This is a genomic window from Reyranella sp. (assembly GCF_965279465.1).
In the GTDB taxonomy this organism is placed as follows: Bacteria; Pseudomonadota; Alphaproteobacteria; order Reyranellales; family Reyranellaceae; genus Reyranella.
Genome location: NZ_OZ257242.1, coordinates 5,123,538 through 5,140,945 on the forward strand (window position 1 = coordinate 5,123,538; position 17,408 = coordinate 5,140,945).

Consider the following 17,408-nt stretch of genomic DNA (forward strand, 5'->3'; position numbering starts at 1 on the left):
CTCCCGATCAGATGCCGCCGGTCGGTGCGCCCGGGTTGGTTTCCTGGCGCGGACCGCTGAACCGGCCGACGTTGCCCAGGATCTGCTCGAGCACGGTCATCTCCTTGCCCGCGGTCGGGGTGATGCGGGACACCATGTCGATGTCCCGGCTGTCGGCAAGATCGTATCTCTTGATCGTCGTCAGGCGGCCCGACTCGTTGAACGAGAGCTGCATCACGTTCTGTTCCAGCATCGCCGGCTTGAAGAAGGCGTAGTATTCCTGCTTCTGGGTAATGTAGTACCAGACGTTGGGATTGAAGGTGGCGACGGTCGAGGGCGAACCGATGAGGCGGACCACGTCTTCACGGCTCTGGGTCCCGATCTCGAGCTTTTCCACCGATCCGGGCGTTGCCGCGAAGCCGCGCTGATCCACGATCGACTCGCAGCCGGCAACAGCCAGCGGCAAGGCGAGGGCGCCGATGAGGACGCCGGCGAGGGCGGTAGGGACGGTGCGACGCATGGACGGTTTCTTTTATCCGGGGAAGAGAGGGGGCACACCATGTCGTGGCGCCGTCCGGGGGTCAACCGAGGTCCGATGTCGTCAGGGAGCACTGCTTGTTTCGCCGCCGCCAGCCCAATGAAGATTTTGCCGCCGTCCTCTACGCCCGTACCGCCGAGCGGGCACGGCATGCCGAGCTGTACGAAGCTTGCGGCATTCCCGATACGCTCGATGGCCGCTTCGATGCGCTGGCCCTGCATGCGGCCCTGATGATCGACCGGCTGCGCCACGAGCCGGACGGCGAGGCGCTGTCGCAGGCCTTCTTTGACGCCATGTTCCGCCACCTCGATCTCACCTTGCGCGAGATCGGGGTGCAGGATCTGGGTGTCGGGCGGCGAATCAAGATCATGGCGGAGGGTTTTCATGGTCGGGCTCTGGCCTACCGCGCGGCGCTGGCGGGCGAGGGGGCAACGCCTCTGGCTGAGGTCTTGCGCCGGAACGCCTACGGCGGTAACCCGCCTGTCGACGCCCAGCCGGTCGCCTGCCTCGAGATGCATGTCCGACAGGAGGTCGAACGCCTCACACGAACGGCCCGTAACGACTTGATAAAGTAGTTTAAATAAATGTCTCAAGATATTGGAAAACAGATAAAATCAGAAATCGAGAGGATTGTCGATATCGATCGCATGGGTGCGAGCGGGTCGACGGCGCTCGATATCGCGCCAAGCGAGAGCGAGCGGGCGGCCCTCGCGAAGCGCTTCGGCTTCCTGGGTTTGCCGGCTTTCGCGGCCCGCGTCACGGTCGATCGTCGGGCGGGCGCGCGGGTCGTGGTCGAGGGCAGGCTGCGCGGCAAGATCGTGCAGGCCTGCATCTTGACGCTCGATCCGGTGACCCAGGAACTCGACGAGACCTTTCGCGTCGTCTTCAAGCAGGATTTGACTGAGGAGCGCGACCCGGAGAGCGGCGAGGCACTGGTCAACCCGCAAGCCGACGCGCCCGAGCCGCTGTCGGGAAACCTGCTGGATGTGGGCGAGATCGTCGCCGAGCAACTTTCCCTCGCGGCCGACCCTTATCCGCGAAGGCCCGGAGCGAAGCTCGAGGATGTCCTGCCCAAGCCGCGCCGGGACGGGCGCCCTGGACGGCAGGAACAGCGGCGCCACCCGTTCGCCGGATTGGCCGCCCTGAGGGACAAGCCGCCTCGCGGCCGCTAAATTGTTGCGGGCGTGTAACGTTTTGGCTAGAGAAGTCGGCCCGCCGCGCCTACTAAGCGCGGCCTAGCTATTTTGGGGACAGGTGTTACCGCCCCATTCTGGAGATCGTCATGGCTGTTCCCAAGAAGAAGGTTTCGAAGTCGCGCCGCAACATGCGGCGCGCTCACCACGCCATTCCGGCGATGGCCTATATCGAATGCAAGAATTGCGGCGAGCTGAAGCGGCCGCACATGGTCTGCTCGCATTGCGGCTACTATCGCGAGGACATGCCGGTGCTGGCGGACAGCGCCACGGCCGAGAAGTAGTTTCTCGGCAGCGCCGGCGATTGGGCTGGCAGGCGAAACGAGTTCCTCGATGAAGGCGGGCAAGGTCGTCCTGGCGCTTGACGGCATGGGCGGCGACCGCGCGCCTGACGTCGTCGTCAACGGGGCCGATATCGCGCGCGAGCGCTATCCCGACGCGACCTACCTGCTGTTCGGCGACCCCGAAAAGCTCAAGCCGCTGGTCGACAAGCGCAAGGGGCTCGCCCAGGTGCTCGAGATCGTTCCGGCGGCGGATGCGGTCAGCGCCGACGACAAGCCATCCTTCGCGCTACGCCGTCGCCGCCAGTCGAGCATGTGGCTGGCCTGCCAGGCTGCTGTCGAGGGCCGGGCCGACACCGTGGTCTCGGCCGGCAATACCGGTGCGCTGCTGGCGATCTCGATGTTCGCGATGCGCATGCTCGAGGGTGCGCACCGGCCGGCGCTCGCGTCGTTCCTGCCGACCGCGCGCGGCGAGACCGTGATGCTCGATCTCGGCGCCAATCTCGAATGCGACGCCGACAACCTCGCCGAGTTCGCCGTCATGGGCAGTGTCTTCGCCCAGGTGCTGCTTGGTCTCGACGCGCCGAAGGTCGGGCTGCTGAACGTCGGCTCGGAGGAACTGAAGGGGCATGAAGAATTGCGTCAGGCCGCCGCCTGGCTGCGCCGACCGGGCGGACCGGTCAACTTCCACGGCTTCGTCGAAGGCAACGACATCGGCTCCGGCGTGGCCGACGTCGTGGTGACCGACGGCTTCACCGGCAACGTCGCGCTGAAGTCGATCGAGGGCACAGCCAGGCTTTACAATGGCTGGGTGCGCGACGTGTTCCGGACCTCGACATTCGCGAAGATCGGCTATGTTTTCTCCGCTGGCGCCTGGAGGAAGCTGCGCAAGCGGGTCGATCCACGACGCTACAATGGCGGGGTCTTCCTCGGGCTCGACGGTGTATGCGTGAAGAGCCACGGCGGCACCGACGATCTGGGCTTCGCCTATGCCATCGGCGTGGCGCGAGACATGGTACGCTACGAATACAAGAGCAAGCTCGTCGAGGGCCTGGCCACGCTGCACCAGGTGATCGCGGCTCCTGACGCGCCCGAAGAGGCGGTGCAGGCAAGCGGAGGAACTGCGTGATTCGGTCGGTCGTTCAGGGGTGCGGCGCCTATCTGCCGGAAAGGGTCCTCACCAACGCCGAGCTGGCCAAGACGGTGGACACGTCGGATGCGTGGATCCAGCAGCGAACCGGCATCCGCCAGCGTCACATCGCGGCGGACGGCGAGCTCACCTCGCATCTCGCGGTCAAGGCCGCTCAGCGCGCGCTCGACCGGGCTGCCGTGAAGGGAAGCGATCTCGACCTCATCGTGCTCGCCACCGCCACTCCCGACCTGACCTTCCCGGCGACGGCGACGCGCGTGCAGGCGGCGCTCGGCATGACCAGGGGCGCGGCCTTTGACGTGCAGGCGGTTTGCGCCGGCTTCATCTATGGCCTGTCGGTCGCCGACAGCATGATCAAGAGCGGCCTCGCTTCGACTGCGCTGGTGATCGGCGCCGAGACTTTCTCGCGCATCCTCGACTGGAACGACCGTGGCACCTGCGTGCTGTTCGGCGACGGCGCCGGCGCGATCGTGCTGAAGGCCGAGCACGGCGAGGGCACGTCGCACGATCGCGGCATCCTGGCCCACGCGCTGCACTCGGACGGCCGGCAGCACGACATCCTCTACGTCGACGGCGGGCCGTCCTCGACCCGCACCACCGGCTTGCTGCGCATGGAAGGCAAGGAAGTCTTCAAGCACGCCGTGGTCAACATGGCCGCTGTGGTCGGCGAAGTTCTCGAGAAGGCGGGGCTGACCGCCGCGGACATCGACTGGCTGGTGCCGCACCAGGCCAACAAGCGCATCATCGACGGCACCGGCCGCAAGCTCGGCCTGCCGCCGGAGCGGGTGGTGGTGACGGTGGACAAGCACGCCAATACCTCCGCCGCCTCGATTCCCCTGGCGCTCGAGGTGGCGGTGAGCGACGGGCGCATCAAGCGCGGCGATCTGCTGCTGCTGGAAGGCATCGGCGGCGGCCTGGCGTGGGGGGCCTCGCTCGTCCGGTGGTAGAGAGCCACCATTGATACAAAACTGTTCGAACAGGCAGAGAACAGAGGACGATTCAAGCACCGCCGCTATCTCGCTGATATTGACCGCTTTCCTATCTAAGAGTAAGCCTTAAGAAGGGGGAAGGAGAAGGGCGCCGGATGGAAGGCCGGACTATCACGCGCGCTGATCTGAGCGAGTCGGTGTTCCAGGAAGTGGGACTGTCTCGCAACGAATCCAGCGACCTTGTCGAGACGATTCTGGCTGAAGTCGTCGAGGCTTTGGCTCGAGGGGAATCGGTGAAGATCTCGTCGTTCGGGAGCTTCACGGTTCGAGACAAGGGGCAGCGTGTTGGTCGAAATCCGAAGACGGGACAGGAAGTGCCAATCCTGCCCCGGCGTGTCCTTGTCTTCCGAGCGTCGAACGTCCTGAAATCCTTGATCAACGGGATGCCCGACGAGTCTGGCAAGGAGTCGTCCGGTTAAGGGGATTGGACATGGCCGCAGCGATTCAACCCGTCGAAAAGCGAATCGAGAAGTCGGCGCAGGCATTTCGCACCATTAGCGAGGTTGCCACCGAGCTCGATGTCCCGCAGCACGTGCTGCGGTTCTGGGAGAGCAAGTTCAGCCAGGTTCGACCGCTGAAGCGTGGCGGGGGCCGACGCTACTACCGGCCCGAGGACGTCGACCTGCTGCGCCGCATCCGCTCGCTGCTCTATGACGACGGCTACACCATCAAGGGCGTGCAGCGCCTCCTCAAGGAAGGCCGCGGCCGCCTGCCGCAGCAGCAGCGCCTCGACATCGCCGCCGAAAGCGCTCTGGAGAGCCTGCGCATCGTTTCGGCCCGCGCCGAGGCGATGGCGACCGGCAACGCGCGTCCGCTGCCGCGCACCGGCCCGCAGCCCTCGACGGCAACGCCGCGCGCAGCGATGCTCGATCTCCACAAGCGGCGCGAGATCGAGACTGTGCTGGAAGATCTCGAGCAGGCGCTCAGCCAGCTTCGCACCACGCTGAAGGCACAAAACTAGACGGCGACTAGTTTCTGCGCACGCAATACGTGGGAGTGTCAGGTCCAATTCTGTACCAAATCAGGTGGTTGTCGTAGAACAATACGATAACTGCCTGATTTTATTTGGGTTTTCGAAGTATCCGCGTATCCTGTTCCTGAGGGGCTTTGCAACTAGGCAACGTCAAAGGGGGACGCAGCCGTGTTTGCCGATCAGGATAAGGCGCTATCGGCGCCTGAGGCAGTGCCGCGCGCGCTGAACGACAATCAGCGGGAGGCCGATCTTCCGACCTTGCCGGAACTCTTCTATCTGCGTCGCGGCCTGGCGCAGCCGGGGGGAAAGCTGCCGCTTTTCGACCTCGACGGCCAGGCTATAGCGGGAGAGGTGGTGAGGTCCTGCCTGAAGCGTGGCTGGGCCGAACCTTGGTTCGCCAATCCGCTGAAGCCCGGTTGGCTGGTCTGCAAGCTCACAGAGGCGGGGCGCAGGCTGGCCGCCTCCGCGTAACCGTCCAAGCGACAGCGAGCGCACCAAGCAGGATCAGCGCCGCCAGATCAAACGCGGCACCCGGCCGTCGGTCGAGTAGCCCCGAAAAGGTCACTGCAAAGATCCCTGGTCCGATCAGGCCGGCGACGCTGGCGAGCGAGGTATTGGCGCCTTGGAGCTGGCCCTGCTCGGACGGACTCACCAGCCGGCTCATCAGGCCCATGATCGCCGGGCCCGACAGGCCCCACAAAGCCATCGTCGGCACGCCGGCGAGGAACAGCAGACCGGTCGGCGCCAGGCCGTAGATCGCCATTCCAAGCGCACCGCACAGCAAGCCCAGCAGCAGGGTCGCCCGTTCGCCCAGCCGTGCCACGACCGGCCCGACCAGCGCGCCCTGCACGACCGCCGAGCAGACGCCGACGAAGGCGAGGGTGAGGCCGACATTGGTCTCGCCCCAGCCGTAGCGATAGGCGGCATAGAGCACGAAGATCGCCGGCAGAACCTGGTGCGCGAGCTGTCCCAGGAAGTTCACGGCCGCGAGGCCCAGCAGCTCGCGATGCGCAGCGAGCAGGCGGAACGACCCGACCGGATTGGCGCGCTTCCAGGTGAAGGCCATACGCTTCTCCGGCGGCAGGGATTCCGGCAGCACGAACCAGCCGAAGCCGGCATTGATCAGGCAGGCGGCGGCCGCGGCCCACAGTGGCAGGCGCGGATCGAGGCTGCCCAGCAGCCCGCCGATCGCCGGGCCGACGACGAAGCCCAGCCCGAAGGCCATGCCGACCAGGCCGAAGGCGCGGGCACGTTCGTTCGCGGGGGTGACGTCGGCGATATAGGCGAAGCTGGTGCCGATCGTGGCCGAGGTGATGCCCGAGATCACCCGGCCGACGAACAGCAGGGTGAGGGTGGGCGCCACCGCCATGAAGATGTAGTCGAGTCCCAATCCCAGGCAGGAGATAAGGATCACCGGCCGGCGGCCGTAGCGGTCGCTCACCACGCCGAGCAGCGGCGAGAAGAAGAACTGCATCAGCGCCCAGACCGTCGCGAAGGCACCGAACATCTCAGCCGCGCCGGCGGTGTCGCCGCCCATGAAGCCGAGCACGATCCGCGGCAGCACCGGGATCATCAGCCCCAGCGCCAGCACGTCAAGCGTCACCGTGCAGAAGATGAAGGCAATCGCGCGCCGGCTGGTCATTGCCGCGGTGATGCCACGGATGAAAACGGCTTGGGAAATGGTTCTTTGGCTGACGGTATCGCCTCGCACGCCGATATGGGGCGCGTCCCGCTGGCATTATCTCGCCTGATGCCACACCATGCGAGACGCCGGGGAGAGAAGAAGACAATGACCGACAAATCGCTGCTGCAGACGTGGTTGTCCGAGCGCTATCCTGTGACCTATGCCGACGGACGGCGTTGCGACGAAATCAACTACCTGCAGTGCAAGCTGATCCTGAAGCCGGAGCGTTTCACTTCCGCCCACGTGTTCAAGGAATTCGCCGAAATGGTGCGTCGTGCAGCCGAGAAAACCGGCGTCGGCTTTCATCCGACGCCGAAATCGGAGCAGCGCCCCGAGGTGCGCGAGGTGTTGTTCCTCGATACCGCCACCTATCAGCTCTACAATCATTTCTTCATCGTACGGCGACGCATCCGGTACGAGGACGGCTTTCCGGTGGCTGATCCGGAGATCGTCTTCAAGTATCGCAGCGACGACATGCACAAGGCCCAGGCCCTGGATGTACGGCCACGCATCAATGGCCGATACAAGGTCAAGTTCAAGCTCGAGGTCATGCCGCTCAAGGAGCGGATCGGCGGGTTGAGGCGGTTGCTGTCGCACAACGTCGAGTTCGGGCTGAGCGAAGCGCCCCAAGCGCAGCGCCTGGCGATGACGTCGATCGATCCGATGACGATGGAAGAGCTTTGCGAGTTTCTGCCGGTGCTCCGGACGATCCCGATCGAAGGGCGTCAGGAAGTCGAGCTGGTCAACCACACCATCGTAGAGGAGCTGATGAAGGACATCTGCGAGCTGTCGTTTCATCATCACAGCGGCGCGGTCGCCAATCTCGCCCTGTGGCGCTCGCGCGGCGATCACCACGCCTTCGTCGGTGAGTTCGCCTATCAGCTCCGCTTCGCCGACGGAAACGCCGTCCGCGCCGAGTCGCTGGCCGCCTGCGAGGCGTTCTTCATCGAGCTGCAGCAGGTCGCCGCCGACTGGCTGGCGCTGGAGACCACCAAGACCGGCGCGGTCTACCGGTTGAAGGGCAACCCGCCGCAGGCCCACGAATGACCCAGTCTCCCACCCTGGGGCGGCTGTTTTGGGTCTTCCTCGTCATGGGCGCGACCAGCATCGGGGGCGGGGTGGTCGGCTACCTGCGGGCCGGCCTGGTCGCCCGGGAGCGTTGGCTCGACGACCAGGCCTTCGTCGAGCTGCTCTCGATCAGCCAGACATTGCCGGGCCTCAACGCGACCAACATGGCGATCCTCGTCGGAGACCGCCTGCGCGGCGCGCCCGGGGCGGTGCTGGCGGCGCTCGGGATGTGCTTGCCCGGCGCATCGATGATGACCGCCGCCGCCTTCATCTATGGCACCGGCGGCGACAGTCCGGTTGCAAAGGCTTTCCTGCACGGCATTGCTGCCGGAGCGGTCGGCCTCGTCACGATGGTGCTCGTGCAGCTCGGGGCCAAGACGCTGCGGGAGCTCGCCGACTACATCCTGGCGGCGGCAACGGCGGTGCTGGTCGCCTTCCTGGGCGTTCCGGTGCCTTACGCGCTGATCGGTGCCGGAGCGGTCGCGATCTGGTGGCACGGCCGGCGGCGCAATCCGGCCGATCCCAAATGAAGCAGCTCCTCGAGATCGGCGGCGTCTTCGCCTACCTCTCCCTGCTGACGGTGGGTGGCGGCATGGCCGCCTTTCCGGAGCTCAAGGAGCTCACGGTCAACCAGTATCACTGGCTGACCTTCCCCGAGCTGCTCCACTACTACAGCCTGGGTCAGCTCGCGCCCGGTCCGAACATGATGATGGTGGCGTCGGTGGGAGCGCATGTCGCGGGCCTTGCCGGCGCGGCGGTTGCACTGATTGCCTTCCTCCTGCCGACCGGCGTACTGACCTTCGCGGTCGGCCGGCTCTGGAACCGCCTCGCCGATTGGCCCTGGCGCGGCGCAATCCAGCGCGGGCTCGGCGCAGTGTCGGTCGGCCTCGTGCTGGCCGGGGTCATCATCATGGGCCACGGCGCGCTCACCCAGGTCGTCTACGGCGCGATCGCCGTCGGCGTATTCGGGGTGCTGATGCTTACGAAGATCAATCCGGCATGGCCGATCATCGCGTCCGGAGCGGTCGGCATCGCCGTCCAGTTGCTCGGCTGATCATCGAGTGATTGGTCGGGGCGACAGGATTTGAACCTGCGACCCCCAGTCCCCCAGGCAGTGCCGGGGGCCATAACGAACCCTATCGAGACAGAACATTTAATCACCGGAAAGAGCCGAATTTACAGGGATTTTTCCGGATTTTTATCCCGTGTTGGTATCGCTGGATAACAGCACCTAACACGCCTATCTTGTTATCCCGAAACGACGCGGGATAACAACTATGCGAGACAGAGGGTCCAAGTAGCTGACGGCGGTGGCGGTCGGCGTCGCCAATGTCGACCTCACCGGGTTCACCGGCAGCATCGTCGGCGCGACGACATGATGGTAAGAAACGGTGGCTCTCGGCCGGGTTAAGATATGGGCCACCAACCCGGCCGAGAGCCTGGCCTGAGCAGACGGGGAGTATGCTTGCGGCCGCTTGTGAAAATGGTCTTCGATGCCGCGGGTTCCCTTGGGCTTTCGGTGTAAACTCGCAGACGCTACGGCGACAGTGACCGGGTCGGCTGAAATCTCGCAGCTGCGCGGATAATTTGAGGCTGTAGCGAGTCCGTGGCGCGCGCCGCTGTTCCGGCCGCTCCGGCCGGAGGTGGCTGTACGGGCAACAAAACGGCCTTGGCTCCCGACATCGCGCAATCACGAGACCCAGCGCGCCACGACGGCCACGGCGACCACCAGCACCACAATCAGCACGAGGATCAGGATGAGGCGGTTCCGGATCTAATCGGTCATCTCGTCTGAGGGGGCGCATAGATCGCCGATGGTCCGGCGGCGGTGTGCCTGCTCTCGCTCGAAATCAACCGGGCGGCGCCCATCTGCGTCAACCGCCATTTGCCGTCCCTCGCCTCAATCAGGGCCAAGGCGACAAGGTGCTCGAGATGAGGCAGCGATATGTAGTCCCGATCCATCGCTCCCAGCGCGATTTTGCGCAGAGCAGTTTCCTCGTTCGGGCTCAGTTGTGCTCGTAAACCGCGATCCATGGCGGCGCCTCCGTCACGAGTGTGAGCGGGAGCACTGGCCTTGAGCTATGCCGCCGCCCTCAGGCTGCCTCGCCAGATGACCATCACCCGGCGAGGCAGTGGTACGCCAATGACGACGCAGGGGGAGGTTGGATCGTCATCAACCGAACAAACATACGGCCCGTCGCCGCCGCCAGCTGTTCAAGGCGAGACAGGCCGGCGCCGGAGCTTCAAATTGAGCTGCCCCGCTGGCGCTGCCGCTGGCAAGCATCGGACCGCGCCTGGTGGCCGGCACTTCCGGGGCCACTCCGGGCCGAGGCGCTGCACGGGCAGAAAAACGGCCTTGCTGGATGTCCAGCAATATCCTGACCTGGGCGAAACGTGTGGCAGCGGAACAGCACGGGCGCAGCTGCTTTGTTTCAGGGTTTGAAGGAGCGAACCATGGACGGCGCGCTTTCTCGTCTACGCAGCCTGGACACGCTGGAATGGGTGAGCCTGCTGGCCGTCTCGGCGTCCGCGTTTTGTCTGCTTTCGCTTGCAGCGCTCATGATCGTCGGTAACGGGCGGCTGCGCTGGAGGTGGTTCCGACGCTATCGGCTGAAGCCGCCGACGGGATCGACGTCGGAATGACCGAGCGGCCGGCGTCGAGGGGCACGCGGGACGGCAACCTCTGCCAGAGCCGACCATTCACTCTGAATGCCACGCGATCTGATGACGTCGCTAAAACAGGCCAAGCGGGCCGCCGCCGCCCGCAACCTCGCGCGCGTGGCGCGGCGCCTGGCCAATGGTCAGACCGTCGAGTCCCAGCGAGCGGACCTGATGCGCTACGCCGATGTGCTGGATGAGGAAGCTGTGATCCTGGAGCGGCGCGCTCAGAAAGCTGGCACGTCCTGATGGGCGACTCTCTATCCGGACCGTCGCCCTGGCCCGTCCATGCGCAGGGCGTAGCCGCGCGCCCTTCCTGAGGCCAGTCTGGCCGGATGCGTCTGGCGGGCAGATTTGAGGCCTTTGCGGCGAGCCGCTACAGCCAGCGCACGGCCGCGATCTCGCCGGCCAGCAGGATCAGGGCGAGGACGGTGAGCAGGATGAAGCGATCGCGGGGGCGATTGAGCATCCGGCCGATGAACCACAGCCAATTGTGAGGGCGCAAGGGGCGTGGCAGCCCCACCCGCTGCGCAGGGCGTGGGGCCTCGCCGGGTGAGTGGCGCTTCCTCTGGGGCCTGCGGGACCGGAGGCGCTGTACGGGCAAATTCTCGGGGCTGGCGGCGGTGGAAAAGTTGGCCCCGGCTTGACCCAAATCAGAGGCGAGCCGCTCGTGCACCGTAAACTCGATCGATGGCGAAGCCGATACTCATCTGCTGCCCAATGACCGGCATAAATGTGCAGGCAGTCGTTACGGGTGAGCCTGCGGCCGACGGGGTTCGCCGCTACGAAGCGATCGATTGCGCGGCTTGCGGGGGGCTTCACCTCGTAAATGCTGCCACCGGGAAGTTGCTGGCGGAGGAAGACAACGAATAGCGGGCCCGCTTAATCGGTCGGCGGCGCCTAGCATCGCCTGCAGGGCGTAGGGCCGCGCCAGTTGAGCGGCACTTCCGGGGCCAGCTGGACGGGAGGCGCTGTACGGACTCGAAAACGGCCCTGGCGTCGATCGTCGAAACACCATCAGAACGGCATCACGCGCCGCGACCTTTTCCCCGATCTCGACGCCCCCAAGCCAGCGCCGGCCGGCGTGACGACGTAGGTTGCCCCGTCGCGACGCAGCCATCCCAGCTCGAGCGCGACGCGGAGGGCATCGTTCATCGCGATAGCGCCGGATCGCCGCCTCAACTCGGCAATGGCGGGGCCGGCGTCCGTCGTGCCCTTGGGTTGGTGACCTTGCACATGCGCACTGCCAGGCGCTCGTCCGGAGCTCATTGAGGCGCGAAGTGGCACTACTACCAAATAGTGAGGCAGCCGCACCGTCAGCCGCTCACTGGATGCTGGTAGCATATTTTGGGTCCGATACAATCGCAAGGTCTGCCATAATGCAGGTGACGCGATGATTGACCCGATGATTCGAAGCGTTCCCTTATCTTTCTTTCGGCCGCTGCGGCAAGCCGTTCGGGATTTGCCACGCTGGAATCCCGTACGTATTGCGGCCACCATCGTGCTGCGCCGTGCCGCGCTCGCCAACCGCCATCACCTCGCCGGAAGACTGACCGAGATCCGTCCGCTCGACGAACCGATGCTTTCGTTTGAGGCGGTAGACTCAATGGTAATGGACGCCGTGTTTTGGTTCGGTGTGCGGGGCTATGAGGGCACTGCAGCTCGGATATGGACAGACCTTTGCCAGCGAGCAGAATCGGTATTGGAAATCGGTGGCAATGTTGGCCTGTTCTCGGTGCTTGGCGCACGGGCTTCGTCAGGAATCTATACCGCCGTGGAGCCCGTTCCAGTCGTGGCAGCCACGCTGCGTGCCAACCTTGCTCGCAATGGGTTGACGCGGGTGGAAGTGCTGGAGGCGGCGGTCGTCTCCGGGGACGAGGTCCGCAATGTTGCATTGAATCTGCCCGACGAAGGCCGCAAGATGCCGGTCGGAGCCCATTTGGTCGACGACGTTGAGGTGGTAGGCCGCAGTACCAGGACACAGATTGTCGTGCCAGGGTTGCCGATCCGTCAACTCGCGGACGGCCGGGATCTGATCAAAATAGATGCTGAAGGGATCGAGGCGGTGCTGCTGGCCGACATTCGCGCCCTGCTTGTGGACAGACGACCGAATTTGCTGATCGAAGTTTTGCCAGAGGCAAAGCGTCTGGGTGAGATGCTCGCGGCTCTGGCCTCTGAAGCCAACTACCAAATTCATGTTCTACCGGCATGGGGCTCGGACCGGATTGTGACTGTGCCCGCGGCGTCGTTTACTTCCGAACTTCCTCGCACCTACAACTCCAAGGACGTTGTTCTGTCGACAGGGCCGCTCAATTGACCTCCTAGGATGGATATTGCGCCCGTTTGGGCAGGCTGGCGCGCTCTGTCGAGCGGTACTCAAGCGTGCTGGCATGCGGTAAGCGAGTTTCGTTCTCAGGTAGTCACCTCTACGAGCAGGCGATGCTTGCTGCTAGAGCATGTCAGCGCTCCACCCGCCATTCGTCGACTATGGTCCACCGCGCCACTTCTTTCGTCATCGTTTGGTCGCTCGCTGTTTCGCCTTCAGCCCCAGCTCGACCAGCCAGCGGATCGCTGCGGAGCGGGTGACGTCGTCGCCGGCCTTCGCGGCCCATTCGTCGATCGTGTCGATGATTGCGGGCGGAAAGCGGACGACCACCGCGCGGGCGACTGAGGTTCTCGACCGCGCCTGCTGATGGCGACACGAACCGGCCGGAGCATCGTGCTCCCGGCACCGCCACCACGGCGGCCCGCAATATGGCGGGCCAGAGGTGGTACAGGTGGGGACCAATTGGAGGTTGACTATGGCACTCCGCAAAGCCTGGGTGGTGACAATCAGCCGCTCGGATCCGAGCGTCGGCGGGGCGGAGCGCGTAATTGGACTGCTTTCAGCGCGTCGAGGGCCCGACTTTGTCGAGCAGTATTTGGAAGGGCTTGCTTTGGCCATGGGCCTTTCCCTTGCCGATCAGCTCGACGCAACGAACTATAACAAGCCCGTCGATGTGTTCCTGCGATACCACACAAGCTGGGTAGATAAGGCGATTGACACCCGCGTGTTTTTATTGCGCGCGCAGTACTCCCAGATCATTGACTTGCGCGTTTTGAATGGCAGAGAGGTGCTGGAGTGGATCGGCCGCCCGTATCGCCGCACGCTGGACGGGCCACGATTCGAGCCGCCGGCCATGGCGTGCCAGAAGGCCGAATTCATCTTGCCCGGCATCCTTCCTGAGATGATCGTCGATCCTGAACCGTGAGCTGTGCCGCGCTGTGCACCGAGGTTCTCAACCGCAACTGCTGACGGCGGCACAATATGGCCGGGGCGGGCTGCGGCTCTCCCCGGCGATGCACTGGCCCCGCTCAACGGGGTCATTTTTGGCGGGCGCCGTCATCGCCGCGTGAGGAACATCTGCTCATCAGCGATAAGAGTCGCACAATCGCCGTCGCGCAGCTCTTGGGGTCCGCATGCCACTCCGAGCATCTGTCGCATCCGGCGGTCTAGCTCTCGGCGGTTGCTCTCTGACCAGCACTTGACGGTAGCCCGCACTTCTTGAACGGAATTCGTCGAGACGGATAGCAACTCGACATTCTGGTCGCCGAATCCGAAGCCAAGAAACACTACTCGGAGTGCTTTTTCCAGCAGGGCTCGAGCCTCGGCTCCCTGCGCTTTCTGGCTCTCGGTAAACGTAAGCAAGCGCTGCGATATCGCGAAGATTCCCTCGCCCGTGGCGGCCGCCTCGGGATAAAATTCGTGCCCGAAACTCAGAGATGCGTCGCCGTGCAACTCGCCGAGATATCCATACGGATGAACAATTTTCAAATTGTCCCGCACGAAGTCGGCGGCCCTTCGTAGATCCACCGAGAAGTGGCTGGCGACGGCGTGCTCGAAATAGTGCTCAATGCAGCGGTCGTAGTTGAAGACAACGAATGACGCATGCTCGAACAGTCGCTCGATGTTGGACTTCGATACACCTGGTGCCATAACATGCTTGAAGAGCCGGCCGAGCCACGACTTTTCGGATTGGGCTAAGTCAATCATTGCCCCGGGGCGTGATTGCTTCAGCACCTGGCACCGGTGCTCAGCGGTGATCAGGCAAGCGGCGATCGCCATCTTGCCAAGCAGCTCAAAGTCACGACTGTCCGAGCGGCTCTCAAGAAACGCATCGATCGAGGATGCAGTTACGAGCGCAAAGCGAAGGTCTCGAGCTTGGTTGAATAGTTCGGCGGAGGGCCGCCGACGGTCAGGACGTTGGCAGACCAGAGTTATGGCGGTGCGCATCAGTTCGGTTGTTGGCGAACCCATGCGACCGTCCATGGTCAAGGCGGCCGCAATTTGCCACGTTAGCGCCTCCCCTAGGGGAAATCCGTAATCACAGCTCGCGCCGGCGCCGACTACGAAGGTTGTGGGATGATGAATCATTGGAATCCGAGACTAGATCTTCCCCCGAGCAAAGTCGCGTCGGACGGCTGCCCTACGTCCGCGCCAGCTCCGCGAGCCGCTCGGCCACCACCTGGGCCGGGATCTCTGAACCCAGATCGCCCCGCGGCGGCCAGTCCTTCTCGGCGAGCATCATGGCGTCCTCGCCCTCCGGATAGCGGCCGTGCTCGAGGTGGGCAATCGCCGCCACCCACGTTCGTGGCCTCGCCGGCGGTCAGGATGCTTTCCCGCTTCGCCGCGAGGAAGCGCTGGACGCGCTGGGCCAGGTTGCGGCGGGCGGTGGCGATGTCGGTGTCCATGGGCGCAGTTTCTTGCCTTTACTTTTTGGGCAAGTAATAGAAGCGGTGACGGCTTCGGTCTCTGCCCGGCGAGCGCTTAAGAACGCCTTTCCGCTCAAGGTTCTCGAGCACGTCTTTGCTTCCCCGCCAGTCCAAAGCCATCACACGCGCGGCATCGGTGACGTTTACTCGGGCATTGTCCGTAAGGTAATTCACGATCATCTTCTCGCTCTGCCCTAACGCCTCATATTGATGAGGGTTAATTCCAGCCGCCGCTTCCGAGCGCACGTAGACTTTGCGATGCTCTGCATTGTTCTTCAGCGTTACCGAGACTTGGAAGGTGCCGGCTTGGCGTTGGCTGAAGATCGGGTCCGGGAGGTTCGCCTGGCGCATGGTGTCGCGCATGCGGCGTGTACCCTCGAAGGCGCACTGGACGAAGTCAAAGTAGTAAAGGGCCCACATCGTGTTCGGATTTCGGGGATTGTGAGCTTCAAAAACCGTCTCAGCAGTTGTCGGCGGCAGAAATGAGCCGGGTGACTCAACGAGAAATTTGTCCTCGAACATCTTCACGAAAATGTTCATGTTTTTAAGGTTGTAAGACCGGTGGACCACCGCGTTGACTACCGCCTCCAGCCACACCTCTTTGGGGTATTCTGGACTGGTCTCGAAGCGGCCGTCGCGGCCAAGACGCGTGAAGTTTCGCATCTGAGAATCGATGAAGTCAGCAGCGGCTGAAATTTGAAGGGGAAGAGGGCCTTCTATCCGCTTGTCCGCGACCGAATTCAACCTTAGCCCAAATTCCTCCTCCGTTCCGTCATATCGCAGTACGCGAATATACGCACCCGGCGCAACCTCACGGGGATCCTTGGCGAAGAGGAGTGCGCAACTTAGGAAGGGGGAGAAGCGCCCAGCGACCCACTTGCCGAGCTTGCTCAGCACCAGCACGTCCTCGATGGTAAAGCGGTCGGAAAGTTGTCTCTTAGCTACAAATTGATCGCGATATTGCTTGAGCAACGCTCCGTCGAAGTCGGTTGGATAAACGAGGCTGACGCGCTCTGACTCGATGTCGAGTTGACCTTTGTTGAGCTTGATCTCCCTCTTCTCGTCTTCGCTTAGGCGCCGTTTGCGGTCGCCCTCGCGCATGAAGGCTTCCCCAGAGCCCGTCTCAACAAGCTTGTCCTCACGATAGTAAACCCGCATTACCTCGATGAAGTCGTCGTCGCCACGGGCATTGCGGACCGGCACGCGCTTGAACTCGACCTTGGCGTCCGGACATAGGGCGCGGACGGCGCGAAGGTCGTTGAGGTGTTGTTCAGCCGTGCCTTTGCATCCGTCCAGGTTCCCCTTATTTGAGACACCAATGAACGTCACCCCACCGTGTGGTTGAGTGTTCGCCCACATCGAAACGTATTCCGACAGCAGCGTTTGGCTAATGGTCGGTAGTTTGCGCTCTACCCGTGGATCTTCCCCGAAGCTCCTAATGGTTGTTTCATCGCAAAAATTATAGACATCGTCCGCCGTCCAAAGTTGCGGCAGGGCGGGCAGAGGCGGCCGTAGGTCGAGCGTGTACTGATAGCCAGGAGGCAGGGGCTTTCTCGTCGACATGGCTCTAATAGATCATATATCTCAATCAGTTGCTCTCGACAGACGCGCGTGAGACACGAATGATCCGCTCGCTGCCGCGTTCGACGATCACGACAGGGCGCTAGGGCCAAATCGGGAGTTCGAGGCGGCCCGACGGTGCGCCGCCAGGCCCAGTCAAAAACGCCTCTATTTCGTCGCGTAACGATGTCCCGATCGCCGCTCCTTGCAGCCACAGTTTCGGATCAAAGGTAATGCGCAGCTTGTCCCTCATCGGCAGGTACTCAACGCCGAGGACTGCCCGACCAAAGCAATCGCCCAGTAGTGCCCGCACTGTGCGAGCATTGCCCTGCGGCGCAGAAGGCGCCCAGCATTCCAGGCGGTCGGCCAAGTGTTACCCCACCAGTTACCCCTGCTGTCTCGAAGAAGGGGAAAAAGCCTTAAAACATTGGTCGGGGCGACAGGATTTGAACCTGCGACCCCCAGTCCCCCAGACTGATGCGCTACCAGGCTGCGCTACGCCCCGACCGTGGAAGGGCGTGTAGCGCGAATGACTGCGATGCCGCAAGCAGCCTTGCTTGGAGGCCCAGGGAGTTTATACACC

Annotated in this window: 22 protein-coding genes and 1 tRNA gene; 15 read left to right on the top strand and 8 right to left on the bottom strand. The window is 63.6% G+C overall.

Annotation, left to right across the window (positions count from 1 at the left end; translation table 11 throughout):
• Positions 1 to 7: 7 nt before the first annotated feature.
• Positions 8 to 499, bottom strand: coding sequence for an outer membrane protein assembly factor BamE (locus ACQY8M_RS24960; protein WP_428661175.1), 492 nt, complete (start codon positions 497 to 499; stop codon positions 8 to 10).
• 95 nt (positions 500 to 594) lie between these two features.
• On the opposite strand from ACQY8M_RS24960, the gene ACQY8M_RS24965 reads away from it, so the two are divergent.
• From ACQY8M_RS24965 to ACQY8M_RS25000, 8 genes are all read left to right on the top strand, one after another.
• Positions 595 to 1,092 carry a ubiquinol-cytochrome C chaperone family protein gene (locus tag ACQY8M_RS24965; RefSeq protein ID WP_428661178.1) on the top strand — a complete coding sequence of 166 codons (498 nt, stop codon included), beginning with the start codon at positions 595 to 597 and terminating at the stop codon, positions 1,090 to 1,092.
• Positions 1,093 to 1,164: 72 nt separating this feature from the next.
• Entirely contained in the window at positions 1,165 to 1,689 is a 525-nt protein-coding gene (locus ACQY8M_RS24970; RefSeq protein WP_428661181.1) for a YceD family protein, read from the top strand.
• A gap of 110 nt (positions 1,690 to 1,799) precedes the next feature.
• Positions 1,800 to 1,994, top strand: a complete 195-nt coding sequence (gene rpmF, locus ACQY8M_RS24975; RefSeq protein WP_428661184.1) for a 50S ribosomal protein L32 — start codon at positions 1,800 to 1,802, stop codon at positions 1,992 to 1,994.
• A gap of 49 nt (positions 1,995 to 2,043) precedes the next feature.
• Positions 2,044 to 3,120 carry a phosphate acyltransferase PlsX gene (gene plsX / locus ACQY8M_RS24980; RefSeq protein ID WP_428661187.1) on the top strand — a complete coding sequence of 359 codons (1,077 nt, stop codon included), beginning with the start codon at positions 2,044 to 2,046 and terminating at the stop codon, positions 3,118 to 3,120.
• Positions 3,117 to 4,088, top strand: a complete 972-nt coding sequence (locus tag ACQY8M_RS24985) for a beta-ketoacyl-ACP synthase III (RefSeq protein WP_428661190.1) — start codon at positions 3,117 to 3,119, stop codon at positions 4,086 to 4,088. Before plsX ends, ACQY8M_RS24985 begins: the two co-directional genes overlap by 4 nt.
• A gap of 137 nt (positions 4,089 to 4,225) precedes the next feature.
• Positions 4,226 to 4,549 carry an integration host factor subunit alpha gene (locus ACQY8M_RS24990; RefSeq protein ID WP_428661193.1) on the top strand — a complete coding sequence of 108 codons (324 nt, stop codon included), beginning with the start codon at positions 4,226 to 4,228 and terminating at the stop codon, positions 4,547 to 4,549.
• 44 nt (positions 4,550 to 4,593) lie between these two features.
• Positions 4,594 to 5,091 (top strand): MerR family transcriptional regulator, encoded by a 498-nt coding sequence (locus tag ACQY8M_RS24995; RefSeq protein WP_428675488.1) that lies wholly within the window; start codon positions 4,594 to 4,596, stop codon positions 5,089 to 5,091.
• A 180-nt stretch (positions 5,092 to 5,271) separates the two neighbouring features.
• A complete protein-coding gene (locus ACQY8M_RS25000; RefSeq protein WP_428661196.1) occupies positions 5,272 to 5,574 on the top strand; it encodes a hypothetical protein in 303 nt (100 codons plus the stop codon).
• Here the strand turns inward: ACQY8M_RS25000 and ACQY8M_RS25005 are convergent.
• Positions 5,537 to 6,745 (bottom strand): TCR/Tet family MFS transporter, encoded by a 1,209-nt coding sequence (locus ACQY8M_RS25005; protein WP_428661199.1) that lies wholly within the window; start codon positions 6,743 to 6,745, stop codon positions 5,537 to 5,539. The two genes, ACQY8M_RS25000 and ACQY8M_RS25005, sit on opposite strands and share 38 nt — an antisense overlap.
• Before the next feature lie 147 nt (positions 6,746 to 6,892).
• Here ACQY8M_RS25005 and ACQY8M_RS25010 point away from each other — a divergent pair, with 147 nt between their 5' ends.
• From ACQY8M_RS25010 to ACQY8M_RS25020, 3 genes are read left to right on the top strand one after another with little or no spacing between them, the layout of a single operon-like run.
• Positions 6,893 to 7,834: a hypothetical protein gene (locus tag ACQY8M_RS25010; RefSeq protein WP_428661202.1), complete on the top strand. Its 942-nt coding sequence runs from the start codon at positions 6,893 to 6,895 to the stop codon at positions 7,832 to 7,834.
• Complete coding sequence (locus tag ACQY8M_RS25015; RefSeq protein WP_428661205.1) at positions 7,831 to 8,385, top strand: chromate transporter; 555 nt, start codon at positions 7,831 to 7,833, stop codon at positions 8,383 to 8,385. The genes ACQY8M_RS25010 and ACQY8M_RS25015 overlap by 4 nt, the downstream gene beginning before the upstream one ends.
• Positions 8,382 to 8,909, top strand: coding sequence for a chromate transporter (locus ACQY8M_RS25020; protein WP_428661207.1), 528 nt, complete (start codon positions 8,382 to 8,384; stop codon positions 8,907 to 8,909). Before ACQY8M_RS25015 ends, ACQY8M_RS25020 begins: the two co-directional genes overlap by 4 nt.
• 728 nt (positions 8,910 to 9,637) lie before the next feature.
• Here the strand turns inward: ACQY8M_RS25020 and ACQY8M_RS25025 are convergent.
• On the bottom strand, positions 9,638 to 9,889 hold the full coding sequence (locus ACQY8M_RS25025) for a hypothetical protein (RefSeq protein ID WP_428661210.1): 252 nt from the start codon (positions 9,887 to 9,889) through the stop codon (positions 9,638 to 9,640).
• A 420-nt stretch (positions 9,890 to 10,309) separates the two neighbouring features.
• On the opposite strand from ACQY8M_RS25025, the gene ACQY8M_RS25030 reads away from it, so the two are divergent.
• From ACQY8M_RS25030 to ACQY8M_RS25040, 3 genes are all read left to right on the top strand, one after another.
• Positions 10,310 to 10,498, top strand: a complete 189-nt coding sequence (locus ACQY8M_RS25030; RefSeq protein ID WP_428661212.1) for a hypothetical protein — start codon at positions 10,310 to 10,312, stop codon at positions 10,496 to 10,498.
• Positions 10,499 to 10,564: 66 nt separating this feature from the next.
• Complete coding sequence (locus ACQY8M_RS25035) at positions 10,565 to 10,762, top strand: hypothetical protein (protein WP_428661214.1); 198 nt, start codon at positions 10,565 to 10,567, stop codon at positions 10,760 to 10,762.
• Between the two features lie 1,144 nt (positions 10,763 to 11,906).
• Entirely contained in the window at positions 11,907 to 12,830 is a 924-nt protein-coding gene (locus ACQY8M_RS25040; protein ID WP_428661216.1) for an FkbM family methyltransferase, read from the top strand.
• Between the two features lie 195 nt (positions 12,831 to 13,025).
• Here the strand turns inward: ACQY8M_RS25040 and ACQY8M_RS25045 are convergent, their stop codons facing one another.
• Positions 13,026 to 13,169 carry a hypothetical protein gene (locus tag ACQY8M_RS25045; protein WP_428661219.1) on the bottom strand — a complete coding sequence of 48 codons (144 nt, stop codon included), beginning with the start codon at positions 13,167 to 13,169 and terminating at the stop codon, positions 13,026 to 13,028.
• 145 nt (positions 13,170 to 13,314) lie between these two features.
• Between ACQY8M_RS25045 and ACQY8M_RS25050 the strand changes: the two genes are divergently transcribed.
• Positions 13,315 to 13,764, top strand: a complete 450-nt coding sequence (locus ACQY8M_RS25050; RefSeq protein ID WP_428661222.1) for a hypothetical protein — start codon at positions 13,315 to 13,317, stop codon at positions 13,762 to 13,764.
• A 131-nt stretch (positions 13,765 to 13,895) separates the two neighbouring features.
• On the opposite strand, the gene ACQY8M_RS25055 is transcribed toward ACQY8M_RS25050, so the two are convergent.
• The 4 genes from ACQY8M_RS25055 to ACQY8M_RS25070 form a co-directional block, all read right to left on the bottom strand.
• Entirely contained in the window at positions 13,896 to 14,810 is a 915-nt protein-coding gene (locus tag ACQY8M_RS25055; RefSeq protein ID WP_428661225.1) for a hypothetical protein, read from the bottom strand.
• A 169-nt stretch (positions 14,811 to 14,979) separates the two neighbouring features.
• Positions 14,980 to 15,135: a hypothetical protein gene (locus tag ACQY8M_RS25060; RefSeq protein ID WP_428661228.1), complete on the bottom strand. Its 156-nt coding sequence runs from the start codon at positions 15,133 to 15,135 to the stop codon at positions 14,980 to 14,982.
• A gap of 127 nt (positions 15,136 to 15,262) precedes the next feature.
• The gene (locus ACQY8M_RS25065) at positions 15,263 to 16,828 is read right to left on the bottom strand and encodes an ATP-binding protein (RefSeq protein ID WP_428661231.1); all 1,566 of its coding nucleotides are present in this window, start codon (positions 16,826 to 16,828) and stop codon (positions 15,263 to 15,265) included.
• Positions 16,829 to 17,253: 425 nt separating this feature from the next.
• Positions 17,254 to 17,330, bottom strand: a tRNA-Pro gene (locus tag ACQY8M_RS25070).
• Positions 17,331 to 17,408: the final 78 nt, after the last annotated feature.

Bases quoted from the DNA above. Each gene is read 5' to 3' on its own strand.
- ACQY8M_RS24960 (WP_428661175.1), bottom strand. From the start codon at position 499: ATGCGTCGCACCGTCCCTACCGCCCTCGCCGGCGTCCTCATCGGCGCC.
- ACQY8M_RS24970 (WP_428661181.1), top strand. From the start codon at position 1,165: ATGGGTGCGAGCGGGTCGACGGCGCTCGATATCGCGCCAAGCGAGAGC.
- rpmF (WP_428661184.1), top strand. From the start codon at position 1,800: ATGGCTGTTCCCAAGAAGAAGGTTTCGAAGTCGCGCCGCAACATGCGG.
- plsX (WP_428661187.1), top strand. From the start codon at position 2,044: ATGAAGGCGGGCAAGGTCGTCCTGGCGCTTGACGGCATGGGCGGCGAC.
- ACQY8M_RS24990 (WP_428661193.1), top strand. From the start codon at position 4,226: ATGGAAGGCCGGACTATCACGCGCGCTGATCTGAGCGAGTCGGTGTTC.
- ACQY8M_RS25005 (WP_428661199.1), bottom strand. From the start codon at position 6,745: ATGACCAGCCGGCGCGCGATTGCCTTCATCTTCTGCACGGTGACGCTT.
- ACQY8M_RS25010 (WP_428661202.1), top strand. From the start codon at position 6,893: ATGACCGACAAATCGCTGCTGCAGACGTGGTTGTCCGAGCGCTATCCT.
- ACQY8M_RS25015 (WP_428661205.1), top strand. From the start codon at position 7,831: ATGACCCAGTCTCCCACCCTGGGGCGGCTGTTTTGGGTCTTCCTCGTC.
- ACQY8M_RS25020 (WP_428661207.1), top strand. From the start codon at position 8,382: ATGAAGCAGCTCCTCGAGATCGGCGGCGTCTTCGCCTACCTCTCCCTG.
- ACQY8M_RS25025 (WP_428661210.1), bottom strand. From the start codon at position 9,889: ATGGATCGCGGTTTACGAGCACAACTGAGCCCGAACGAGGAAACTGCT.
- ACQY8M_RS25030 (WP_428661212.1), top strand. From the start codon at position 10,310: ATGGACGGCGCGCTTTCTCGTCTACGCAGCCTGGACACGCTGGAATGG.
- ACQY8M_RS25035 (WP_428661214.1), top strand. From the start codon at position 10,565: ATGCCACGCGATCTGATGACGTCGCTAAAACAGGCCAAGCGGGCCGCC.
- ACQY8M_RS25040 (WP_428661216.1), top strand. From the start codon at position 11,907: ATGATTGACCCGATGATTCGAAGCGTTCCCTTATCTTTCTTTCGGCCG.
- ACQY8M_RS25050 (WP_428661222.1), top strand. From the start codon at position 13,315: ATGGCACTCCGCAAAGCCTGGGTGGTGACAATCAGCCGCTCGGATCCG.
- ACQY8M_RS25055 (WP_428661225.1), bottom strand. From the start codon at position 14,810: ATGGGTTCGCCAACAACCGAACTGATGCGCACCGCCATAACTCTGGTC.
- ACQY8M_RS25065 (WP_428661231.1), bottom strand. From the start codon at position 16,828: ATGTCGACGAGAAAGCCCCTGCCTCCTGGCTATCAGTACACGCTCGAC.